This window comes from Streptomyces sp. NPDC059398 (assembly GCF_042751845.1).
Classification (GTDB): Bacteria; Actinomycetota; Actinomycetes; order Streptomycetales; family Streptomycetaceae; genus Streptomyces.
The window spans coordinates 2,667-19,979 of record NZ_JBHYWP010000129.1; the positions used below are offsets into that span (position 1 = coordinate 2,667).

Below are 17,313 nucleotides of genomic sequence, written 5' to 3' on the forward strand. Positions count from 1 at the left end.
GCGGGGGCGCCGGCCGGGCCGCCCGCCGGGGGGGCCCGCACCCGCGGTTCGAGGTCGGCCGCGGTCACCGCCGACCGGGAGACGACACCGGACGCGGTGCCCTCCCTGCCGTCGACGGTGGCGATGATGGTCAGGGTCCGGCCGCGGGTCACGCCGTTGGTCGTCAGCGCGTTCCCCGCCCAGCGGAGATTGGCGCTCGCATGCTCGTCGGCGATGACGACGCAGCCGTCCGCCGTGGAGAGGGCGAGGGCCCGCTCGACGATCTCGTGCGGCCTGCTGCTGCGGTTCGACGGTGTCATCGTCCGGCCTCCTGCGTGGTGTTCAAGATGTTGACGCCCCGGAAGAGGGCGGACGGGCAGCCGTGCGAGACCGCGGCGACCTGCCCCGGCTGGGCCTTGCCGCAGTTGAAGGCGCCGCCCAGCACATAGGTCTGCGGGCCGCCGACCTTCTCCATCGAGCCCCAGAAGTCCGTGGTCGTCGCCTGGTAGGCGACGTCCCGCAGCTGCCCGGCCAGCCGGCCGTTCTCGATCCGGTAGAACCGCTGACCGGTGAACTGGAAGTTGTAGCGCTGCATGTCGATCGACCACGACCGGTCGCCCACCACATAGATCCCGCGCTCGACGCCCCCGATCAGATCCTCCGTCGAGAGCCCGCCGGGATCAGGTTTCAGCGACACATTGGCCATCCGCTGCACCGGCACATGCCCCGGCGAGTCCGCGTACGCACACCCGTTGGACCGGCCGAGCCCCGTCAGCTTCGCGATCCTGCGGTCCAGCTGGTACCCGACCAGCGTGCCGTCCCTGATCAGGTCCCAGGACTGCGCCTCGACGCCCTCGTCGTCGAACCCGACGGTGGCCAGGCCGTGTTCGGCGGTCCTGTCGCCCGTCACGTTCATCACGGGGGAGCCGTACGCCAGCGTGCCGAGCTTGTCGAACGTGGCGAAGGAGGTCCCGGCGTACGCCGCCTCGTACCCCAGTGCCCGGTCCAGCTCGGTGGCGTGCCCGATCGACTCATGGATCGTCAGCCAGAGGTTGGAGGGGTCCACGACCAGGTCGTACGCCCCCGCCTCGACACCCGGTGCCCGCATCTTCTCGGCGAGCAGCTCCGGGATCCGCTCCAGCTCGGTGTCCCAGTCCCAGCCCGTGCCGGTCAGATACTCCCAGCCGCGCCCCACCGGCGGTGCGAGGGTGCGCATCGAGTCGAACTCGCCGCTCCGCGCGTCCACCGCCACCGCGGTCAGCTGTGGATGCAGCCTGACCCGCTGCTGGGTGGTGACGGTACCGGCGGTGTCCGCGTAGAACTTGTTCTCCAGGACGGTCATCAGCGAGGCGTCCGCGTGCGCGACACCGTCCGCCCGCAGCAGCCGCGCCGACCAGTCGGCCAGCAGCCCGGTCTTCTCGTCCGCGGGTACGGAGAAGGGGTCGGTTCCGTACGAGGAGACCCAGGTCCGGTCCGCGTGCACCGGCTCGTCCGCCAGCTCCACCTTCTCATCGGACCCGGCCGCCCTGATCACCCCGGCGGAGAGCTTCGCCATGGCGACCGCCTGCCCGGCCACCCGCGCCGCCGCGTCCATCGACAGGTCGACACCGGAGGCGAACCCCCAGCTCCCGCCGTGCACGACCCGCACGGCGTACCCGAGGTCGGTGGTGTCCGACGACCCGGCGGGCCGGGCGTCCCGCAGCCGCCAGGTCGCGCTGCGGACACGTTCGAAACGGAAGTCGGCGTGGTCGGCGCCGAGCGCGCGGGCCCGGGCCAGGGCCGCGTCGGCCAGGGCGCGCAGCGGCAGCGCGGTGAAGGCTGCGTCGATCGAATGTGGCACGGAGGTCTCCTGTCGTCACGACCGGTCGACCGCATCATGTCGCGCGGACGCGCCCCGCTGCCAGATGCTTTCTGTAGGGACCCGACAGGGTCCGCCGCGCGGCGCTGTCGGAGGCCGATTCCTCCGAAGTGGGGCGGGACCGATAGTTTGCGTGGGTACCACACAGCTATCGAAAGGGTGATCCGTTGAGCCGCTCGGTTCTCGTCACCGGAGGAAACCGGGGCATCGGCCTTGCCATCGCCCGCGCTTTCGCAGACGCAGGCGACAAGGTCGCGATCACGTACCGCTCCGGCGAACCGGCAGCCCTTGCCGAACAGGGGTTCCTGGCCGTCAAGTGCGACATCACCGACACCGAGCAGGTGGAGCAGGCCTACAAGGAGATCGAGGAGAAGCACGGTCCCGTGGAGGTGCTGGTGGCCAACGCCGGTGTCACCAGGGACCAGTTGCTGATGCGGATGTCCGAGGACGACTTCACCGCCGTACTCGACACCAACCTCACCGGCACCTTCCGGGTCGTGAAGCGGGCCAACCGCGCGATGCTGCGGGCCAAGAAGGGCCGTGTCGTCCTCATCTCATCGGTGGTCGGCCTGCTCGGCTCCGCGGGGCAGGCGAACTACGCCGCGTCCAAGGCAGGACTGGTCGGCTTCGCGCGCTCCCTCGCCCGTGAGCTCGGCTCTCGCAACATCACTTTCAACGTCGTCGCACCCGGTTTCGTCGACACCGACATGACCAAGGTGCTCACCGACGAGCAGCGCGCGGGCATCGTCTCGCAGGTGCCGCTCGGCCGGTACGCGCAGCCGGAGGAGATCGCCGCGACGGTGCGGTTCCTCGCATCCGACGACGCGTCGTACATCACTGGAGCCGTCATCCCCGTTGACGGCGGATTGGGCATGGGTCACTGATCACATGAGCGGAATTCTCGACGGCAAGCGCATCCTCATCACGGGTGTGCTGATGGAGTCCTCCATCGCCTTCCACGCCGCCAAGGTGGCTCAGGAGCAGGGCGCCGAGGTCATCCTGACCGCCTTCCCGCGGCCCACTCTCACCGAGCGCATCGCCAAGAAGCTGCCGAAGCCCGCCAAGGTCATCGAGCTGGACGTCACCAGCACCGAGCACCTCGACCGGCTCGCGGACCTGGTCCGGGACGAGCTCGGCTCGCTCGACGGCGTCGTGCACTCCATCGGCTTCGCTCCGCAGGACGCGCTCGGCGGGAACTTCCTCAACACCCCGTTCGAGTCGGTCTCCACGGCCATGCATGTCTCGGCGTTCTCGCTGAAGTCGCTGACCATGGCCTGCCTGCCGCTGATGAGCGAGGGCGGTTCTGTCGTCGGGCTGACCTTCGACGCCCAGTACGCCTGGCCGCAGTACGACTGGATGGGCCCCGCCAAGGCGGCGCTGGAGGCGACCTCCCGCTACCTCGCCCGTGACCTGGGCAAGCAGGACATCCGCTGCAACCTGATCTCCGCCGGCCCCATCGGCTCGATGGCCGCGAAGTCCATCCCGGGCTTCGGGGAGCTCGCGGACGTCTGGAACACCCGTTCCCCGCTCGCCTGGGACATGTCCGACCCCGAGCCGGCCGGCCGGGGCATCGTCGCGCTGCTCTCGGACTTCTTCCCGAAGACGACCGGCGAGATCATCCACGTCGACGGCGGCGTGCACATGATGGGCGCCTGACCGCCCGCACCGTCCGGGAGGCCACGGGCCCGTACCGCTCAGGCCCGTACCGCTCAGGCCCGTACCGCTCAGGAGGCCGCGCGACCGTCGAGGAGACGGCGCGCGGCCTCCGTGCGTTCCGGCGCGACCCGGATCCGTACCCCGTCGAACCCCGGTCCGCGCGTCGCGTCCAGAGCCATCCGGGAGGTCGTGCCGTCCACCGTGGACGACGGGTCGAGGGGGCTGCCCGGCAGACCGTCCACCCGGAAGACGTCCCGGTGCGGCTGGAGATGGGTGGCCACCGCCCAGAGCACCTCGGAGTCCCGGGTGATGTCCACGTCCTCGTCGACCGCGACCACCGTCTTCAGATACGGGTCCCAGCCGAGCAGCCCCAGCATGATCTGCCGGGCCTGGCCCGGCCGGCCCGACCGTATCGCCAGATACGCGTGGAAGTGCGTGCCCGACGTCGGATAGTGCAGCGCGGTCACCTCGGGGAAGCGCTCCATCAGCTTCTGCGCCATCTCCGACTCGCGCGGCACCCGCGCCAGATTGAGATGCTCGGCCGTGCTGCCGCCCACCACGTCCAGGAGCAGCGCGTCCCGGCGGCGCAGCACCCTCTCCACGGTCAGTACGTTGTGGGTCGAGCGGTCCGACGAGTATCCGGAGAACTCACCGAAGGGACCCTCGTCCGCCTCGCGGGCCGGATCGATGAACCCCTCCAGGACCGTCTCGGCGCTCGCCGGGACCCGTATCCCGTACGCGGGAGTGCGCACCACGTCCAGCGGCGCCCCGAACAGGCCGCCCGCCACGCTCCGTTCGTCGGTGCCGGCGCCCACCCGGGCCGAAGCGGCCAGCATGAACAGCGGGTGGGAGCCGATGACCATGGCCACCGGGAGACGTTCGCCGCGCTCCTGCGCCAGTCGCAGCAGCTGCCACAGATGGCCGCGCGAGTGGAGGCTGGTGGCCAGCTCGGTCCCGCTGTGCACCATCGCGCGGTGGTAGCTGAGATTGCCCGAGCGGCCATCGGCGTACGCGGGTGCCTCCGCCACGATGATGCCGTTCGTGATGTACGGGCCACGGTCCGACGCGAAGTGCCGGATCATCGGGAGCGTGCTCAGGTCGGGCCCGGTCACCGAGTCGAGCACCGGTCCGTCCGCCACCACCCGCGGCTCGCACCGGCGGGCCGAGGCCGCCTGGTAGGCGCGGTGCAGCCCGGCGGGCCCGGTGCCGAGCAGCCGGGCGATCCGGCGGCGCGAGGCGAACACATTGGTGACCAGGGGGGTGCCGAGCCCCGCGACGTCCCGGCAGACCACCATCTCGTCCCGGCCGCGCGCCGCCAGTTCCAGGACGAGCGCGGCCACGTCCTCGCCCTCGATCCGCTCCTCGACGGTGAGTACGTCATCGGGGTGCCCGGCCGTGTACCGGGCGAGGAAGTCCCGCAGATCCTGGGAGCCCGGGGGCGGCGCCGCCTCAGTGGTCACAGCAGACCCCCGCATGCTCACGGGCTCCGAACAGCCCGCCCCACTCGGGTGCTTCGACCGTCAGCCCCAGCAGGTCGAGCCCGGTCCTGATCGCCACCCGCGCCCCGTCGTACACCGGTTTCCCCAGCTCCCGTTCGAGCAGCGCGGCCACGGGCGCCACCGGCAGCTCCGTACCGGTCACCACCAGACACTGGGCGTCCGGCGCATCGGCGCCCGCCAGCATCCGCCGCAGCCGCGACACCGGCAGCTCCGCCGCCTCCCGCGCCGTCGCGAGACCCAGCGCGGTCACCGAGACCACCCGGAACCCGGCGGCCAGATAGGTGTCGGCCAGCCGCCCCGCGACCTGCTCGGAGCCCGGCGACACCAGGGCCAGCGAGGTCAGCCGCCGGTGGGCGAGCAGATCGAGCTGGCCCAGTGTGACGGTCGACGCGGGCACACCCGCCACCTCCTCGATCCGGCGCGCCACCGCCCGGCCGTGCGCCGCGCCGTGCAGATCGCTCGAACTGCCGCTCCAGACCACGGCGTCGACAGCCGCGTCGGCCAGCAGAGCCGCCGAGCGGGTCAGCTCCGCGGACTGCGAGGGCGCGATCGCGGGTCCGCACAGCACATCGGGCAGGGCGGTACGGGCGACCGGATGGGCGGCCTCGATGGCGACGGACCGGCAGATCTGGCCCGACCAGCGCTCGACGCCGACGGAGGGGGAGGGAACGAGATGACCGATGCGCCGCATGGCGGCACCTGCTTCCGTACCGGGGCGCCGGGACACCGCGCCCGAGGGGATGTGCGGAGGGAGGGCCGGCCCACTCATGGGGGAGAGGCCGGCCCCGGGACGGCGAAGCGGCGCTCAGGCGCGCGGCGTACCGGCCGCGTCCAGCGAGGCGTAGCTGTCCGTGAGGCGCAGCCGCGCCTCCTCCTGGTCGCGGGGCGGGGGAGTGGGCTTCAGACCCAGCAGCTTCGCCACGTTGTTGCCCAGATACCCCTCCAGGTCCTCCTCCGAGAGGTTCATGCCCTGGGGCGGCGGTCCGCAGAGCACCTCCAGCTCCCGCGCCCACATGCCCGGTTCGTTGGGCGGCGAGTCCGTGCCGAAGACCAGCTGGTGCTTCTCCATCTGCTGGGCGAACTCCACGATCCGCGACTGGAGCAGCCACCCCGACTCGCCGTACACATTGGGCGAGTCGAGGATCATGTAGAGCGCCTCGAAGCAGTAGACGCCGCCGGTCTGCACCCCGAAGTGCCCGAGGATGAAGTTGACGTTCGGGAACTCGCGGATGATCGGATAGAACTGTGTCGGGATCGAGTACGGCCCGTCACCGGTGTGGATCAGGACCAGGACACCCAGCTCGTCGCAGACCCGCAGCACCGGCCGGAGCCAGTCGAGCGCCCGGTCGGGCCGGTAGGCATGCATGTTCGCATGCAGCTTGAGCATCTTGTAGCCGTACTCCTTGACGTGGAACTCCAGCTCCTTGGCGCCGTTCTCCGGCCCGAAGCGCGGGTTGTACATGAAGTTCCCGATGAAGCGGTCGGGGTACGTCGTCACCAGTTCGGTGATGTACGCCATGTAGTCGCGGATGCCCTCACGGCCGCTGCGCATCCCGTCCTGCCAGACGCTGTTGCCGGGCGGGGGCATGATGCAGCCGTAGTCGATCCGGCGGGGCTTGCCGTTGATCATGTACGGGCCGTCCATCATGGCCAGGGTCCGCTCACCGGTGAACGGTTCGCCGTCGTGCCGCCATGCCTGGTCCACGACGTTCGTGGGATGCATATGAGTGTCGATGATCAAGGTGCTGTTCCTTCCCTGCTGGTTCTGGTGGTACGTACGCGGTGCGTGCAGAACCGTCGGGGGACCCGGGGGCGGGCCCGCATCACCTCCCTTCGCTGTCGTCGGGGCCGCTGTGGCCGGGACCGTCGTGGACACGGTCGCCGTGGTCGGGGCCGCCGTCGTCGGGGCCGCTCCCGCCCGGATCGCCCTGGACGAGGTCGGCGGGCCCCACCGGCACCCTGGGCAGGGCGAGGCCGGTGGCGTCGCGCAGCGCGTTGGCGATGGCCGGTGTCGACGACAGGGTCGGCGGCTCGCCCACCCCGTTCAGGCCGTACGGCGAGTCGGGGTGCGGCAGTTCGAGCAGATCGATGGGGACCTTCGGCATGTCCGCGATCGTCGGGATCAGATAGTCGGTGAAGGACGGATTGCGCACCGTGCCGCCCTGGACGCGCAGCTCCTCCATCAGCGCCAGACCGAGGCCCTGGGCGCTGCCCCCCTCGATCTGGCCCTCCACCGCGAGGGGGTTCATCGCCCGGCCGACGTCCTGGGCGGTGGCCAGCTCGACCACCTTGACCAGACCGAGCCCGGTGTCGACGTCCACCACGGCCCGGTGGGCGGCGAACGCGAAGGCGATATGGGCGTCGCCCTGGCCGCGTTCGGGATCGATGGGGAAGGTGCGGCGGTGGTGGTACTCGTACTCCGCCTCGACCGGCCCCTCCGCGAGCAGTGCCTCCAGCGGCCCGTCCCCGCGGGCGGTCAGCTCCTCCCGTACGGCCTTGCAGGCGCCCTGCACCGCGCCGCCGCTCATCCAGCTGATCCGGGAGGCCGACGACGAACCCGCATCACCGACCCGGGTGTCGGCGGGCAGCACCACCACCCGCTCGACGCCCAGCTCGGTCCTGGCGATCTGCGCCTGTACGGTCACGATGCCCTGGCCGCACTCGGCGGCGGCGGTGTGGATCTCGGCCACCGGTTCCCCGTTCACCAGGGCGAGCCGGACCCGGGCCACCGAACGGTCGTCCACCCCGCCGGAGAAGCCGATCGCCTTGACCCCGATGGCATAGCCGACCCCGCGGACCACGCCCTCGCCGTGTGTGGTGTTGTTCAGCCCGCCCGGCCGCGCGAACGCGTCGTCCCCGGTGGGCGGCAGCGGCCGGGCGCGCAGCCGTTCCAGCAGCTCGGCGGCGGGCGCGGGACCGTCCACCGCCTGCCCGGTGGGCAGCACCGTCCCGGTCGTCATGGCGTTGCGGATACGCAACTCCACCGGGTCCATGGCGAGTTCACGGGCCAGCCGGTCGAGGTTGGACTCCACCCCGTAACAGGACTGCACCGCCCCGAAGCCGCGCATCGCCCCGCACGGCGGGTTGTTGGTGTAGACGCAGTAGCCGTCGATCTCGGCGTGCGGTACGTCGTAGGCGCCCGCCGCGAAGTACGAGCCGTTGGCTATGACCACCTGCGAGGTGGAGGTGTAGGCCCCGCCGTCGAAGAGCAGCCGCGCCCTGACGTACACGAGCTTCCCGTCGCGCGTCGCACCGTGCTCGAAGCGCATCCGGGCCGGGTGGCGGTGCACATGGCCGTAGAACGACTCCTCGCGGTTGTAGCTCATCTTCACCGGGCGGCCGGTGTGCAGGGCCAGCATCGCCGCGTGGATCTGCACCGAGACGTCCTCGCGTCCGCCGAAGGCCCCGCCGACCCCGGAGAGCGTCAGCCGCACCTTCTCCGGCGGCAGCCCGAGCGCCGCGCACATCTGGTGCTGGTCGTCGTGGAGCCATTGGGTCGACACATAGACATCGACACCGCCGTCCTCCGCCGGTATCGCGAGGCCCGCCTCGGGGCCCAGGAACGCCTGGTCCTGCATGCCGACCTCGTACGTCCCCGACACGACCACATCGGCGAGCCGCCGGGCCCCGGCCATGTCGCCGTGCCGGATGCGGACATGGCGTACGACATTGCCGGACCTCCCGTCGGCCCGGTGCTCATGGACCAGCGGGCCCCCGCCGCCGAGCGCCCGCTCGGGGTCGGTCAGCGGTTCGAGCACCTCGTACCCGACATCGATCAGCCGCAGGGCGCGGCGGGCCGTCTCCGGGTGGTCGGCCGCCACCAGGGCCACCGGCTCGCCCTGGTAGCGCACCCGGTCGGCGGCGAGCACCGGCTGGTCGGCGACCTTCATCCCGTACAGCGGCCGGCCGGGTACGTCCTCGTGGGTGAGGACCGCGACCACACCCGGCAGCCGGAGGGCGGCCGCGGTGTCCAGCCGCACGATCCGCGCCGAGGGGTGCGGGCTGCGCAGCGTCGCACCCCACACCATCGCGTCGTCGTGCAGATCGGACGCGTACGCGAAGGCCCCCTGGACCTTCAGCCGGCCGTCGGGCCGCAGAACGCTCGCGCCGACCCCCTGCCGGCTGCCGGTGACGGTGCTCACGGGCCCTCACTTCCCTTCTGCTGTAGGGGTTGCGGTGCGGGGTGGTGGGGTGAGGCGGGGCTGTGGCGATGGGCTGTGGTGCGGGTCCGCCGCACGGAGATCAGCGCGTGGGCGCCGGGCGCTCCTGTTCCACCGGGTGTACGGGAGCGGGCCCGCCCTCCGTACGGTCGGGGCCCGGGGCCACCGCCTGGGACAGCCGGATCCGCAGCCGCCTGATGTGGTCGCGGGCCGTGAGTTCGGCCGCGTCCGGGTCGCCCGCGGTCATCGCCTCGAAGATCCGGCGGTGTTCCTCCACGGCCAGCCGGGGGGCCTGGGGGCTGCGCCACAGCGCGTGCAGCGCGAGGTGGGCCTTGCCCTGCACGGTGTCCAGGGCCGCGGTGAGATGGGCGTTGCCCGCGACTTCGCGGATGAGGCGGTGGTAGGCCATGTCCATCTCGGTGTGCGCCTGTTCGTCGTCGCCCGCGGCCACGACCTGCTCGTGCCGCTCCAGGAGGTCGCGCAGCTCGGAGACCCGGGTGGCGTCGAGCCGCTCGGTGGCGAGCCGGGCGGCCAGCCCCTCCATCACCTCGCGGACCACGTACAGCTGGCGCACGTCGTCGACGTCGACCGTGGCGACCACGGCGCCCCGGTGGGCGACATGGGTGGCCAGACCGTCATGGATCAGCCGCTGCACGGCCTCCCGGACGGGGCTGCGGCTGATCCCCAGCTGGGTGGCGAGCGCGGGCACCGAGAGCGCGTCGCCCGGACGCAGCCGGTTGGCGAGCACCGCGCCCTTCAGCTCCTCGTAGGCCCGGTCGGCAAGCAGGCTTCCGGCCGCGACCGGGTTCACTGCTCTCTCCGTCGGCATGCCCCAACTCCCTCTGCGTCGCTCATGGCGCACCGGTGACCAGGTGCCCATGACTCCACTGATGCTCATGAGGCCGGCGACGCCTCGTCCGATGTGCTGGGAATCCCGTTCTCCAGCTGTTCTTCATGTTGCATGTAATCCTCGGGCGGGTCAATGGAGTGCGCAGCCCTCTTCCGACGCCCCGGCAGCCTGAAATGATGGAAGAAGAGGTTGAGCAGCACGGCCATCAGCGTGCCGAGGATGATGCCGCTCTCGAAAAGTGCATGCAGTTGCCGGTCCGGCATCCGGTCAGCGAACTGCGGGAACGCGGTCGGCAGGAAGCCGACCCCGACGCTCGCGGCGACCAGGACCGTATTGCGCTGGTCGGCGAGGTCGGCCTGGACCAGGATCTGCACCCCGACCACGGCGATCGTGGAGAAGAGCACGATCGTGGCGCCGCCCAGCACAGAGGCCGGCATCGAGGAGACGACGGCGCCCACCTTCGGCACCACACCGAGGATCATCATGATCACGCCGGACGCCGCGACGATCCACCGGCTCTTCACCCGGGTCAGCCTGATCAGTCCGATGTTCTGCGAATAGACCGTGCTGGGAAAGGAGTTGAGGAGCCCGGCCGCCACCGTCGCGAGGCCGTCCGCACGCAGGGCCCGGGTCACCTGCCGGCCGTCGACCTCACGGCCGACGATCCGGCCCACCGCGAAGAACTGCCCGATGGACTCCACCGCGATGATGATCATCACCAGTACGACGGAGAGCACCGCGGTCAGTTCGAAACGCGGCGGCCCGTAGTGCATCGGCGCCGCCATGCCCAGCCACGCGGAACCGCCGATCCCGGAGAAGTCGGTCTCCCCGGCGAGCGCGGCCACCACCGTGCCGACGACCAGGCCGAGCAGCACCGCCACCGTGGCCAGGAACCCCCGGGAGAACTTGTGCAGCAGCAGGATCACCAGGAGCGTGACACCGGCGAGCCCCAGATGGACCGGTGAGCCGAAGGTGCGCTGGGAGGGGTCGCCGCCGCCCACCTGCCGGGCCGCCACCGCGAGCAGGGTGATCCCGACGATGGTCACGATGGTGCCGGTGACCAGGGGCGGGAAGAACGCGACCAGCTTGCTGAAGACCGGCGCGATCACGAAGAGCGCGAGCCCGGCGGCGATCACGGCCCCGAAGACGGTCGGCAGCCCGGCCTTCGCACCGCCCGCGGCGAGGCCCACCGATACGAGCGAGGGCACCGCCGTCGTCGACGTGCCCTGCACCACCGGCAGCCGGATGCCGATCCCGGGCAGCCCCACCGACTGCAGCAGGGTGGCGAGACCGCAGGTCAGCAGCGAGGCGTTGACCAGCATCCCGATGTCCCTTGCGGGCATGCCGATGCCCTGCGCGACGAGGAGCGGCATGACGACCGCCCCGGCGTAGAAGGCGAGCACATGCTGGAGTCCGTAGACGGCCAGCCGCCAGAACGCCGGCACGGCCTCCACCGGGTCGGCCTCCACCGGGTCTGCCGCTGCGGGACCGGCCGCCGCCGGATCCGCCTCTGCGACCGGTCCCGCCGCCGGATCCGCCTCTCCGGCCGGTGCCGCCACCGGATCCTCCGGCCGGTCCGTGCTGTCACGGCCCTGAACTGCCTTGCGCGACATGTGCGTTCTCCCTCCACCCGCCCCACGGCGGGGGTTGTTCACTGCGCACGTACGGGGGCCGCGGACGGGCAGCCGACAGGGAAATCGGTACGGGGAAACCGGTACGGGGAAACCGGTACAGGGAAATCAGTGCGGGACATCGGAACAGGGGGATCGGAACAGGGGACCGGGTGCGCGAGGCCGGGGCGCTCAGCGGTTCCAGGGGCGGGTCAGCCCGCCGAACCCGGCACGCTCCACCAGCTTCTCGGACCGCTCCTGTGCCTCCGCGAGCAGCGCCTCCTCGTCCACCAGCGGACAGCGGCCGTCCTCGAAGACGATCCGTCCGTCGACCACGGTCAGCTCCACATCGGAGCCGCGCGACGCGTACACGAGGGTCGAAACCGTACGGTGCAGAGGCACTTGGTGCGGGCGCCCCAGCGCGACCACCGCCAGGTCCGCCGGCGCGCCCGCGGTCAGGACACCGGCCCCCGTGCCCGCGTAACGGGCGCCCTCCCGGGTGGCCAGCTCCAGAGCCTCCTCGCAGCGTGCCGCGGCCGGGTCGAGGGTGTGCTGGCGCTGGCCGAAGAGCGTCTGCTTCATCACCTCGAACATGTCCTGGCGGTGTCCGGCACTGGGCCCGTCGGTGCCGAGCGCGACCACGGCGCCCGCCTCCCGCAGTGCGCGCAGCCGCATCACACCGGACGCCAGATAGGCGTTCGACACCGGGTTGTGGGCGACACCGGCCCCCCGTTCCCCGATCCGGCGGACCTCCGATCCGTCCAGCCACACGGCGTGCGCGAGGGTGGTCCGCTCGTCGAGCAGACCCTCGGCGGCCAGCCAGTCGACCGGCCTGATGCCGTACGCCTCCAGATAGCTCTCCGGATCCTTCGCCCCCTCGCTGCAGTGTGTGTGCCAGCGCGTCCCCGACTCGGCGGCCAGCTCCGCCGCGCCCCTGACCAGGTCCTGGTCCACATAGCTGAGGTTGAGGGGAGCCGGCCAGATCTCCACCCTGGAGCCGGGCGGCCGACGCCGTACGCACTCCCGGGTGAGCTCCAGCTCCTCGGCCACGGAGTACCGGAAGAGTGCGGGAGGCAGCCCCCGTGCGTGCGCCACCGGGGTCCGGTGCCCGATCATGCCGCGGGCCACCGCACCGCGCAGCCCCGCCGATTCGACCGCATCCGCCACCGCGAGCACGGTCTCCGGGTCGGTGGGCGCGTAGTGGTTGTCGATGACGGTGGTGATGCCCGAGCGCAACGCCTCCACCGCGCCGAGTGCGGCCGCGACCCTCGCGTCGTCGGGGGTCACGGCTATCGAGTACGGCCACATGAACTCACACAGCCAGGGCCAGATGGAGAGTCCCTCGCCCAGCCCCCGGGCGAGGGACTGGAAGAGGTGGCTGTGTCCGTCGGTGAAGCCGGGGACGACGGCTCGGCCCCGGCAGTCGACCGTACGGGCCGCCCGCCACGCGGCATCGGTCTCCGCGGCCGGGCCCACCGCCGCGATGCGGTTCCCGGTGATGGCGACCGAGCCCGGCTCGTACACGGACCGCTCTCCGTCCACGGTCAGCACCCGCCCGCCCGACAGCAGAAGATCGCACTCCATGGGACCCCCAGAGGTTCGGTGCCAGTTACGGCATACTCAACATTGCATGTAACATATTGCGACCCCTGTGCATGTCAACGCTTCTCGCGAACCCTTCTCGCGGCACTTCGCCGACCGCCCCGGCTGTCCCACCCAACTCGTGGAACGGGACGAACCACCGCAGACTGATCAGGCCGGGACGCTCCCCGGTCCTTCCGGGGAGGAGGCACGGGTATGCGTTCGATCCGCTACGGGACAGCGGTCCTGCTCGTGGCCTCGGCCGGAGTGGCGGGGCTCGCCGCCCCCACGAGCGTGCAGGCGGAACCGGCCCCCTTCGGCGCCGGGTGTCTCATATCCACCAGGGGCTCGCATACGACAGCCACCTGCCACAACGGATATGTCGGAACCGACCGGATCGCCCTCCATGTCGAGTGCGCCCGGTGGTGGGACATCGACATGGACGGCGCGCCGGCCGACGTCGGACCCGCGCAGAGCGTGCGGCTCACCGGCCGCTGCTGGAAGGAGATCGGCTCGGTCTGGGTGACCCACCGGCGGGTGGACTGAGCCGCCCTCGTGCGGGACGCCCCCAGCCTGACTGCACCAGCCTGACTGCACCAGCCCCTTACACGGAAGCCCCCGGACAAGCGGTGAACGCATGGCTCGCCGCCTCCGTGGCCGCAAGCTCGGCATCCCCGTCCCGGATCGCCCCGACCAGCCGGCTGTGGTCCATGTACCCCTCGGGCCGCAGCTCGCGCCCCACGTCGCCCCGGAGCCAGTGCCTGAGCAGGTCGCCCAGGTCGGCGTAGAGCTCGGTCAGTACGTCGTTGTGCGAGGCGTTCACGATCGCCAGGTGCAGGGTCGCGTCGGCGGCGACGAACGCCTCCGCGTCACCCGCATCCCAGGTCCGCTCGCGCTCCGCGAGCAGGGCGGCCAGCTGCTTCAGATCCCGCTCGGTGCGCCGCTCGGCCGCCAGCCGGGCGGCGGACGACTCCAAGGTCGAGCGCAGCTCCGCCACGTGCCGGGGGTCGGCCGATGCGAACCGGCGGTGCATCACCCCGGCCAGCTCACTGGTGGCGATCACATAGGTGCCCGAACCCTGGCGGATGTCCAGCAGCCCGTTGTGCGCCAGCGCCCGTACCGCTTCCCGGACGGTGTTGCGGGCCACGCCCAGCTGCTCGACCAGTTCGGGCTCGGTCGGGATCCGGGAGCCGACCGGCCACTCGCCCGCGGTGATCTGGTTCCGCAGCTCGGTGATCACCTGGTCGGCGAGTGCGGAACGCCGGGGAGTGTTCAGCGCCATGGTGCTCCTCGTTCGGGGTCGCGTCGGTTGGGGCCGCGTCGGTTGGGGCCGGGGTCGCGCAAGGGGAAACCGGGATTGGACAACCAATCATCCCATGATTCTATGATGTCCTTATGTCAGACGACGAGACGAAGATCCTCGCCCCCGCCACCGAGCCACGCCCCACGGGCGAGCCACACCGGACGACCGGTGACGCGCGCCCGCAGTCCGCCGCGTGGACCGTGAAACTGGTGATGGCCGGGATCGTTCTCGCCGCTGTCAATCTCCGTCCGGCGATCACGAGTCTCGGCGCCCTCCTCGAAGAGGTGCGCGACGGCCTCGGGATGAGCGGCAGCATCGCCGGTGTCCTCACCTCCGTACCGCCGCTCTGCTTCGCCGTCTTCGGTGTCATGTCACCGCGGCTGGCCCGCCGCTTCGGACCGGGCGCCGTCGTCTGCGCCGGAATGGTGGCCATCACCGCCGGGCTGGTGATCCGTCCCTTCGCGGGCGGTACGGCGGGCTTCCTGGCGGCCAGTGCGCTGGCTCTGATGGGTATCGCCGTGAGCAATGTGCTGATGCCCGTGATCGTCAAGCGGTACTTCCCGGACCGCGTCGGTTCGATGACCGGGCTCTACTCGATGGCCCTCGCCCTCGGCACCTCCCTCGCGGCCGCCGTCACCGTGCCGCTGACCGACGGCATGGGCGGCAGCTGGCGGCTGGGTCTCGGGGTCTGGGCGGTGCTGGCCGCCGTGGCCGTACTGCCCTGGATCGCGCTCGTCAAGGACCGCAGCACCACGGCGGCGAACGAGCCGGCCACCGCCGCGGAGGCCCCGGACATCACCGCCGCCGCCCGGCCGGATGCGCCCGCACGGCGGATCACCAGCAGCCCCACGGCCTGGGCCCTCGCCTGCTTCTTCGGCCTCCAGGCCACCGCGGCCTACGTCACCATGGGCTGGATGCCGCAGATCTTCCGCGACGCGGGGGTGTCGGCCGGCACGGCGGGGCTGCTGCTCGCCGTCACGATGGTGATGGGCGTGCCGCTGGCCTTCGTCATACCGAGGCTGGCGAGCCGGATGAAGCACCAGGGCCCCATCGTCGTCGCCCTCGGCGCCTGCGGGCTCGCCGGTTACGCCGGTCTCTATCTGGCCCCTTCCGGCGGCGCCTGGGCCTGGGCGCTGCTGCTCGGCATCTCCAACTGCTCGTTCCCGCTGGCCCTCACGATGATCGGCATGCGCTCCCGGAGCGGCGCCGGGGTGGTCAGGCTCTCCGCGTTCGCCCAGTCCGCGGGCTATCTGATCTCCATCCCGGGCCCGCTTCTCGTCGGTGTCCTCTACCAGCACAGCGGTGGCTGGGGGCTGCCCATCGCGCTGATGGCCGGCCTGATGGTGCCGCAGATCGCCGTCGGGATCCTCGCCGGGCGGGACCGGACGATCGAGGACGAATCCTGAGATGCGAGACTGACCCCATGCCAGTGCTCGAACCGAATCCCCCGAACGGTCAGAAGAAGCTCCTGCTCACGCTCGGAGCCATGCTCGCGGTCACGGTGATCGTCGCGATCATCGCCACGCTCGCCTCGCCCTGACCCTCCCACCGCCCGGCCCGGCGCCCCGGCCCGACCTTCCGGCCGGGCGTTCCGGCCGGAAGGTGGTGCTGGCCCCACCATCCCTTAGGGGGCCAGGGTCAGGGTGAAGTAGGTGGGTCACCGGATGGGAGAGCGCGCCCGCACTCCGTAGGTTCAAGGACAACAGTCACCGCGAACCTCATGGAGGCGGCCATGCCGGCCCGTCCGCACACCACCGGCCCCCACCACGGACCCGCGCAGAGCGGTATCGACGTCCGGCTGCCCTGGTGGGCCGTCGCGCTGCCCGCGCTGGCCTTCGCCGTTCTGCTGCTGCTCATCAGCGCGCCGGGGCAGGCGCATACGGGCACCGGCGAGGCCACCGTCACACGCGTCCTGGAGCGCATCCAGCAGAGCCTGCCGCTGTAACCGTGGTCTTCCCGCCGTAGCCGTGGCCTTCTCGCTGCAGCCGTGGTCTCCCGCTCCGGCACTGCCCGGCCACCGTGGCCCGGCCCCGTTCACCCGTGCCGGGGGAGCCTCCCCAACTCCCTGCGCCCGATGGTCCGATCCATGCGAAGCTGGATTGTATGAGCGCCGTTGTGTCATCCGGGGAAACACCCCCCGGAGCCCCTGAGTCCCGCAGGATTGTCCTTCTCCGGCACGCGAAGGCCGACTGGCCCGAGGTGTCGGACCACGACAGGCCGCTCGCCGACCGCGGCCGTCTGGATGCAGCGGCCGCCGGCAGCTGGCTCGCATCGCACGAGCCGCAACTCGGCCTGGCTCTCTGCTCCACCGCGGTCAGAACGCGTGAGACCTGGAAACTCGCCGTCCAGGAGCTGCCGGACCGCCCGCGGACCGTCTACGAGGAGCGGCTGTACGAGGCGTCCCTCGGCGAACTGCTCGCGCTGCTCAACGAGATCCCCGACGACGTGGCCGAAGTCCTGGTCATCGGCCACAATCCCGGTACGCACGCGCTCGCCGACGCACTGGCGGGCGAAGCGGAGGGGGACGCGCTGGCCAGGATGAACCGCAGCGGTTACCCGACCGCGGGGATCGCCGTCATCGAGTTCAGCGGTCCGTGGAAATCCGTCGAGCACGGCGTGGGCACCCTGACGTCCTTCTGGGCCCCGCACGAATAAGGCCAGGCCCCCGTACGCGTACGTACGGCCGCCGCCGCCCCCCGCCCGCCCCCGCCGCCGGCGCCCCCGCCGGGGGGCGCGCCGCGGGCCGGCTCGCCGCCGCGGCGGCCGGTCTCGGCGCCGGCGAAGACCGGCTGCTCACCGGAGTCTGCGACGTACGGG

The 17,313-nt window shown here is 71.5% G+C and carries 16 protein-coding genes and 1 pseudogene; 7 read left to right on the plus strand and 10 right to left on the minus strand.

Annotated elements, in window-relative coordinates; genetic code table 11:
- Both ACFXBC_RS31800 and ACFXBC_RS31805 read right to left on the minus strand, forming a co-directional pair.
- Nucleotides 1-299, minus strand: a pseudogene (locus tag ACFXBC_RS31800) (TldD/PmbA family protein); the annotation flags it as partial.
- The gene (locus ACFXBC_RS31805) at nucleotides 296-1,819 is read right to left on the minus strand and encodes a TldD/PmbA family protein (RefSeq protein WP_385032393.1); all 1,524 of its coding nucleotides are present in this window, start codon (nucleotides 1,817-1,819) and stop codon (nucleotides 296-298) included. The gene ACFXBC_RS31805 and the pseudogene ACFXBC_RS31800, both read right to left, overlap by 4 nt.
- A gap of 185 nt (nucleotides 1,820-2,004) precedes the next feature.
- On the opposite strand from ACFXBC_RS31805, the gene fabG reads away from it, so the two are divergent.
- Both fabG and fabI read left to right on the plus strand, forming a co-directional pair.
- Complete coding sequence (fabG, locus tag ACFXBC_RS31810; RefSeq protein ID WP_385032396.1) at nucleotides 2,005-2,721, plus strand: 3-oxoacyl-[acyl-carrier-protein] reductase; 717 nt, start codon at nucleotides 2,005-2,007, stop codon at nucleotides 2,719-2,721.
- A 4-nt stretch (nucleotides 2,722-2,725) separates the two neighbouring features.
- A complete protein-coding gene (fabI, locus tag ACFXBC_RS31815) occupies nucleotides 2,726-3,493 on the plus strand; it encodes an enoyl-ACP reductase FabI (protein ID WP_385032399.1) in 768 nt (255 codons plus the stop codon).
- Between the two features lie 68 nt (nucleotides 3,494-3,561).
- On the opposite strand, the gene ACFXBC_RS31820 is transcribed toward fabI, so the two are convergent.
- From ACFXBC_RS31820 to ACFXBC_RS31850, 7 genes are all read right to left on the minus strand, one after another.
- Nucleotides 3,562-4,953: a UbiD family decarboxylase gene (locus ACFXBC_RS31820; RefSeq protein WP_385032402.1), complete on the minus strand. Its 1,392-nt coding sequence runs from the start codon at nucleotides 4,951-4,953 to the stop codon at nucleotides 3,562-3,564.
- Complete coding sequence (locus ACFXBC_RS31825) at nucleotides 4,943-5,683, minus strand: hypothetical protein (RefSeq protein WP_385032405.1); 741 nt, start codon at nucleotides 5,681-5,683, stop codon at nucleotides 4,943-4,945. Before ACFXBC_RS31825 ends, ACFXBC_RS31820 begins: the two co-directional genes overlap by 11 nt.
- Nucleotides 5,684-5,797: 114 nt before the next feature.
- Entirely contained in the window at nucleotides 5,798-6,733 is a 936-nt protein-coding gene (locus ACFXBC_RS31830; protein WP_385032408.1) for an amidohydrolase family protein, read from the minus strand.
- An 82-nt stretch (nucleotides 6,734-6,815) separates the two neighbouring features.
- Complete coding sequence (locus ACFXBC_RS31835; protein WP_385032411.1) at nucleotides 6,816-9,134, minus strand: molybdopterin cofactor-binding domain-containing protein; 2,319 nt, start codon at nucleotides 9,132-9,134, stop codon at nucleotides 6,816-6,818.
- 100 nt (nucleotides 9,135-9,234) lie between these two features.
- The gene (locus tag ACFXBC_RS31840) at nucleotides 9,235-9,981 is read right to left on the minus strand and encodes a GntR family transcriptional regulator (protein WP_385032414.1); all 747 of its coding nucleotides are present in this window, start codon (nucleotides 9,979-9,981) and stop codon (nucleotides 9,235-9,237) included.
- A gap of 65 nt (nucleotides 9,982-10,046) precedes the next feature.
- A complete protein-coding gene (locus ACFXBC_RS31845; RefSeq protein WP_385032417.1) occupies nucleotides 10,047-11,615 on the minus strand; it encodes a nucleobase:cation symporter-2 family protein in 1,569 nt (522 codons plus the stop codon).
- 189 nt (nucleotides 11,616-11,804) lie between these two features.
- Nucleotides 11,805-13,196 carry an amidohydrolase family protein gene (locus ACFXBC_RS31850; RefSeq protein WP_385032420.1) on the minus strand — a complete coding sequence of 464 codons (1,392 nt, stop codon included), beginning with the start codon at nucleotides 13,194-13,196 and terminating at the stop codon, nucleotides 11,805-11,807.
- 213 nt (nucleotides 13,197-13,409) lie between these two features.
- Here ACFXBC_RS31850 and ACFXBC_RS31855 point away from each other — a divergent pair, with 213 nt between their 5' ends.
- Nucleotides 13,410-13,739: a hypothetical protein gene (locus ACFXBC_RS31855; protein ID WP_385032423.1), complete on the plus strand. Its 330-nt coding sequence runs from the start codon at nucleotides 13,410-13,412 to the stop codon at nucleotides 13,737-13,739.
- A 58-nt stretch (nucleotides 13,740-13,797) separates the two neighbouring features.
- On the opposite strand, the gene ACFXBC_RS31860 is transcribed toward ACFXBC_RS31855, so the two are convergent.
- Complete coding sequence (locus ACFXBC_RS31860) at nucleotides 13,798-14,475, minus strand: FadR/GntR family transcriptional regulator (RefSeq protein ID WP_385032426.1); 678 nt, start codon at nucleotides 14,473-14,475, stop codon at nucleotides 13,798-13,800.
- A gap of 113 nt (nucleotides 14,476-14,588) precedes the next feature.
- Between ACFXBC_RS31860 and ACFXBC_RS31865 the strand changes: the two genes are divergently transcribed.
- The 4 genes from ACFXBC_RS31865 (at nucleotide 14,589) to ACFXBC_RS31880 (ending at nucleotide 17,151) form a co-directional block, all read left to right on the plus strand.
- A complete protein-coding gene (locus ACFXBC_RS31865; protein ID WP_385032429.1) occupies nucleotides 14,589-15,902 on the plus strand; it encodes a CynX/NimT family MFS transporter in 1,314 nt (437 codons plus the stop codon).
- Nucleotides 15,903-15,919: 17 nt separating this feature from the next.
- A complete protein-coding gene (locus ACFXBC_RS31870; protein ID WP_385032432.1) occupies nucleotides 15,920-16,036 on the plus strand; it encodes an SGM_5486 family transporter-associated protein in 117 nt (38 codons plus the stop codon).
- A gap of 192 nt (nucleotides 16,037-16,228) precedes the next feature.
- Nucleotides 16,229-16,441 (plus strand): hypothetical protein, encoded by a 213-nt coding sequence (locus ACFXBC_RS31875; RefSeq protein WP_385032435.1) that lies wholly within the window; start codon nucleotides 16,229-16,231, stop codon nucleotides 16,439-16,441.
- Nucleotides 16,442-16,599: 158 nt separating this feature from the next.
- Nucleotides 16,600-17,151: a SixA phosphatase family protein gene (locus ACFXBC_RS31880; protein WP_385032438.1), complete on the plus strand. Its 552-nt coding sequence runs from the start codon at nucleotides 16,600-16,602 to the stop codon at nucleotides 17,149-17,151.
- The last annotated feature ends 162 nt before the right edge of the window (nucleotides 17,152-17,313 follow it).

Excerpts from the sequence above, each read along its gene's own strand:
- fabI (WP_385032399.1), top strand. The coding sequence starts at position 2,726 with ATGAGCGGAATTCTCGACGGCAAGCGCATCCTCATCACGGGTGTGCTG.
- ACFXBC_RS31825 (WP_385032405.1), bottom strand. The coding sequence starts at position 5,683 with ATGCGGCGCATCGGTCATCTCGTTCCCTCCCCCTCCGTCGGCGTCGAG.
- ACFXBC_RS31840 (WP_385032414.1), bottom strand. The coding sequence starts at position 9,981 with ATGCCGACGGAGAGAGCAGTGAACCCGGTCGCGGCCGGAAGCCTGCTT.
- ACFXBC_RS31845 (WP_385032417.1), bottom strand. The coding sequence starts at position 11,615 with ATGTCGCGCAAGGCAGTTCAGGGCCGTGACAGCACGGACCGGCCGGAG.
- ACFXBC_RS31850 (WP_385032420.1), bottom strand. The coding sequence starts at position 13,196 with ATGGAGTGCGATCTTCTGCTGTCGGGCGGGCGGGTGCTGACCGTGGAC.
- ACFXBC_RS31855 (WP_385032423.1), top strand. The coding sequence starts at position 13,410 with ATGCGTTCGATCCGCTACGGGACAGCGGTCCTGCTCGTGGCCTCGGCC.
- ACFXBC_RS31860 (WP_385032426.1), bottom strand. The coding sequence starts at position 14,475 with ATGGCGCTGAACACTCCCCGGCGTTCCGCACTCGCCGACCAGGTGATC.
- ACFXBC_RS31865 (WP_385032429.1), top strand. The coding sequence starts at position 14,589 with ATGTCAGACGACGAGACGAAGATCCTCGCCCCCGCCACCGAGCCACGC.
- ACFXBC_RS31870 (WP_385032432.1), top strand. The coding sequence starts at position 15,920 with ATGCCAGTGCTCGAACCGAATCCCCCGAACGGTCAGAAGAAGCTCCTG.
- ACFXBC_RS31875 (WP_385032435.1), top strand. The coding sequence starts at position 16,229 with ATGCCGGCCCGTCCGCACACCACCGGCCCCCACCACGGACCCGCGCAG.
- ACFXBC_RS31880 (WP_385032438.1), top strand. The coding sequence starts at position 16,600 with ATGAGCGCCGTTGTGTCATCCGGGGAAACACCCCCCGGAGCCCCTGAG.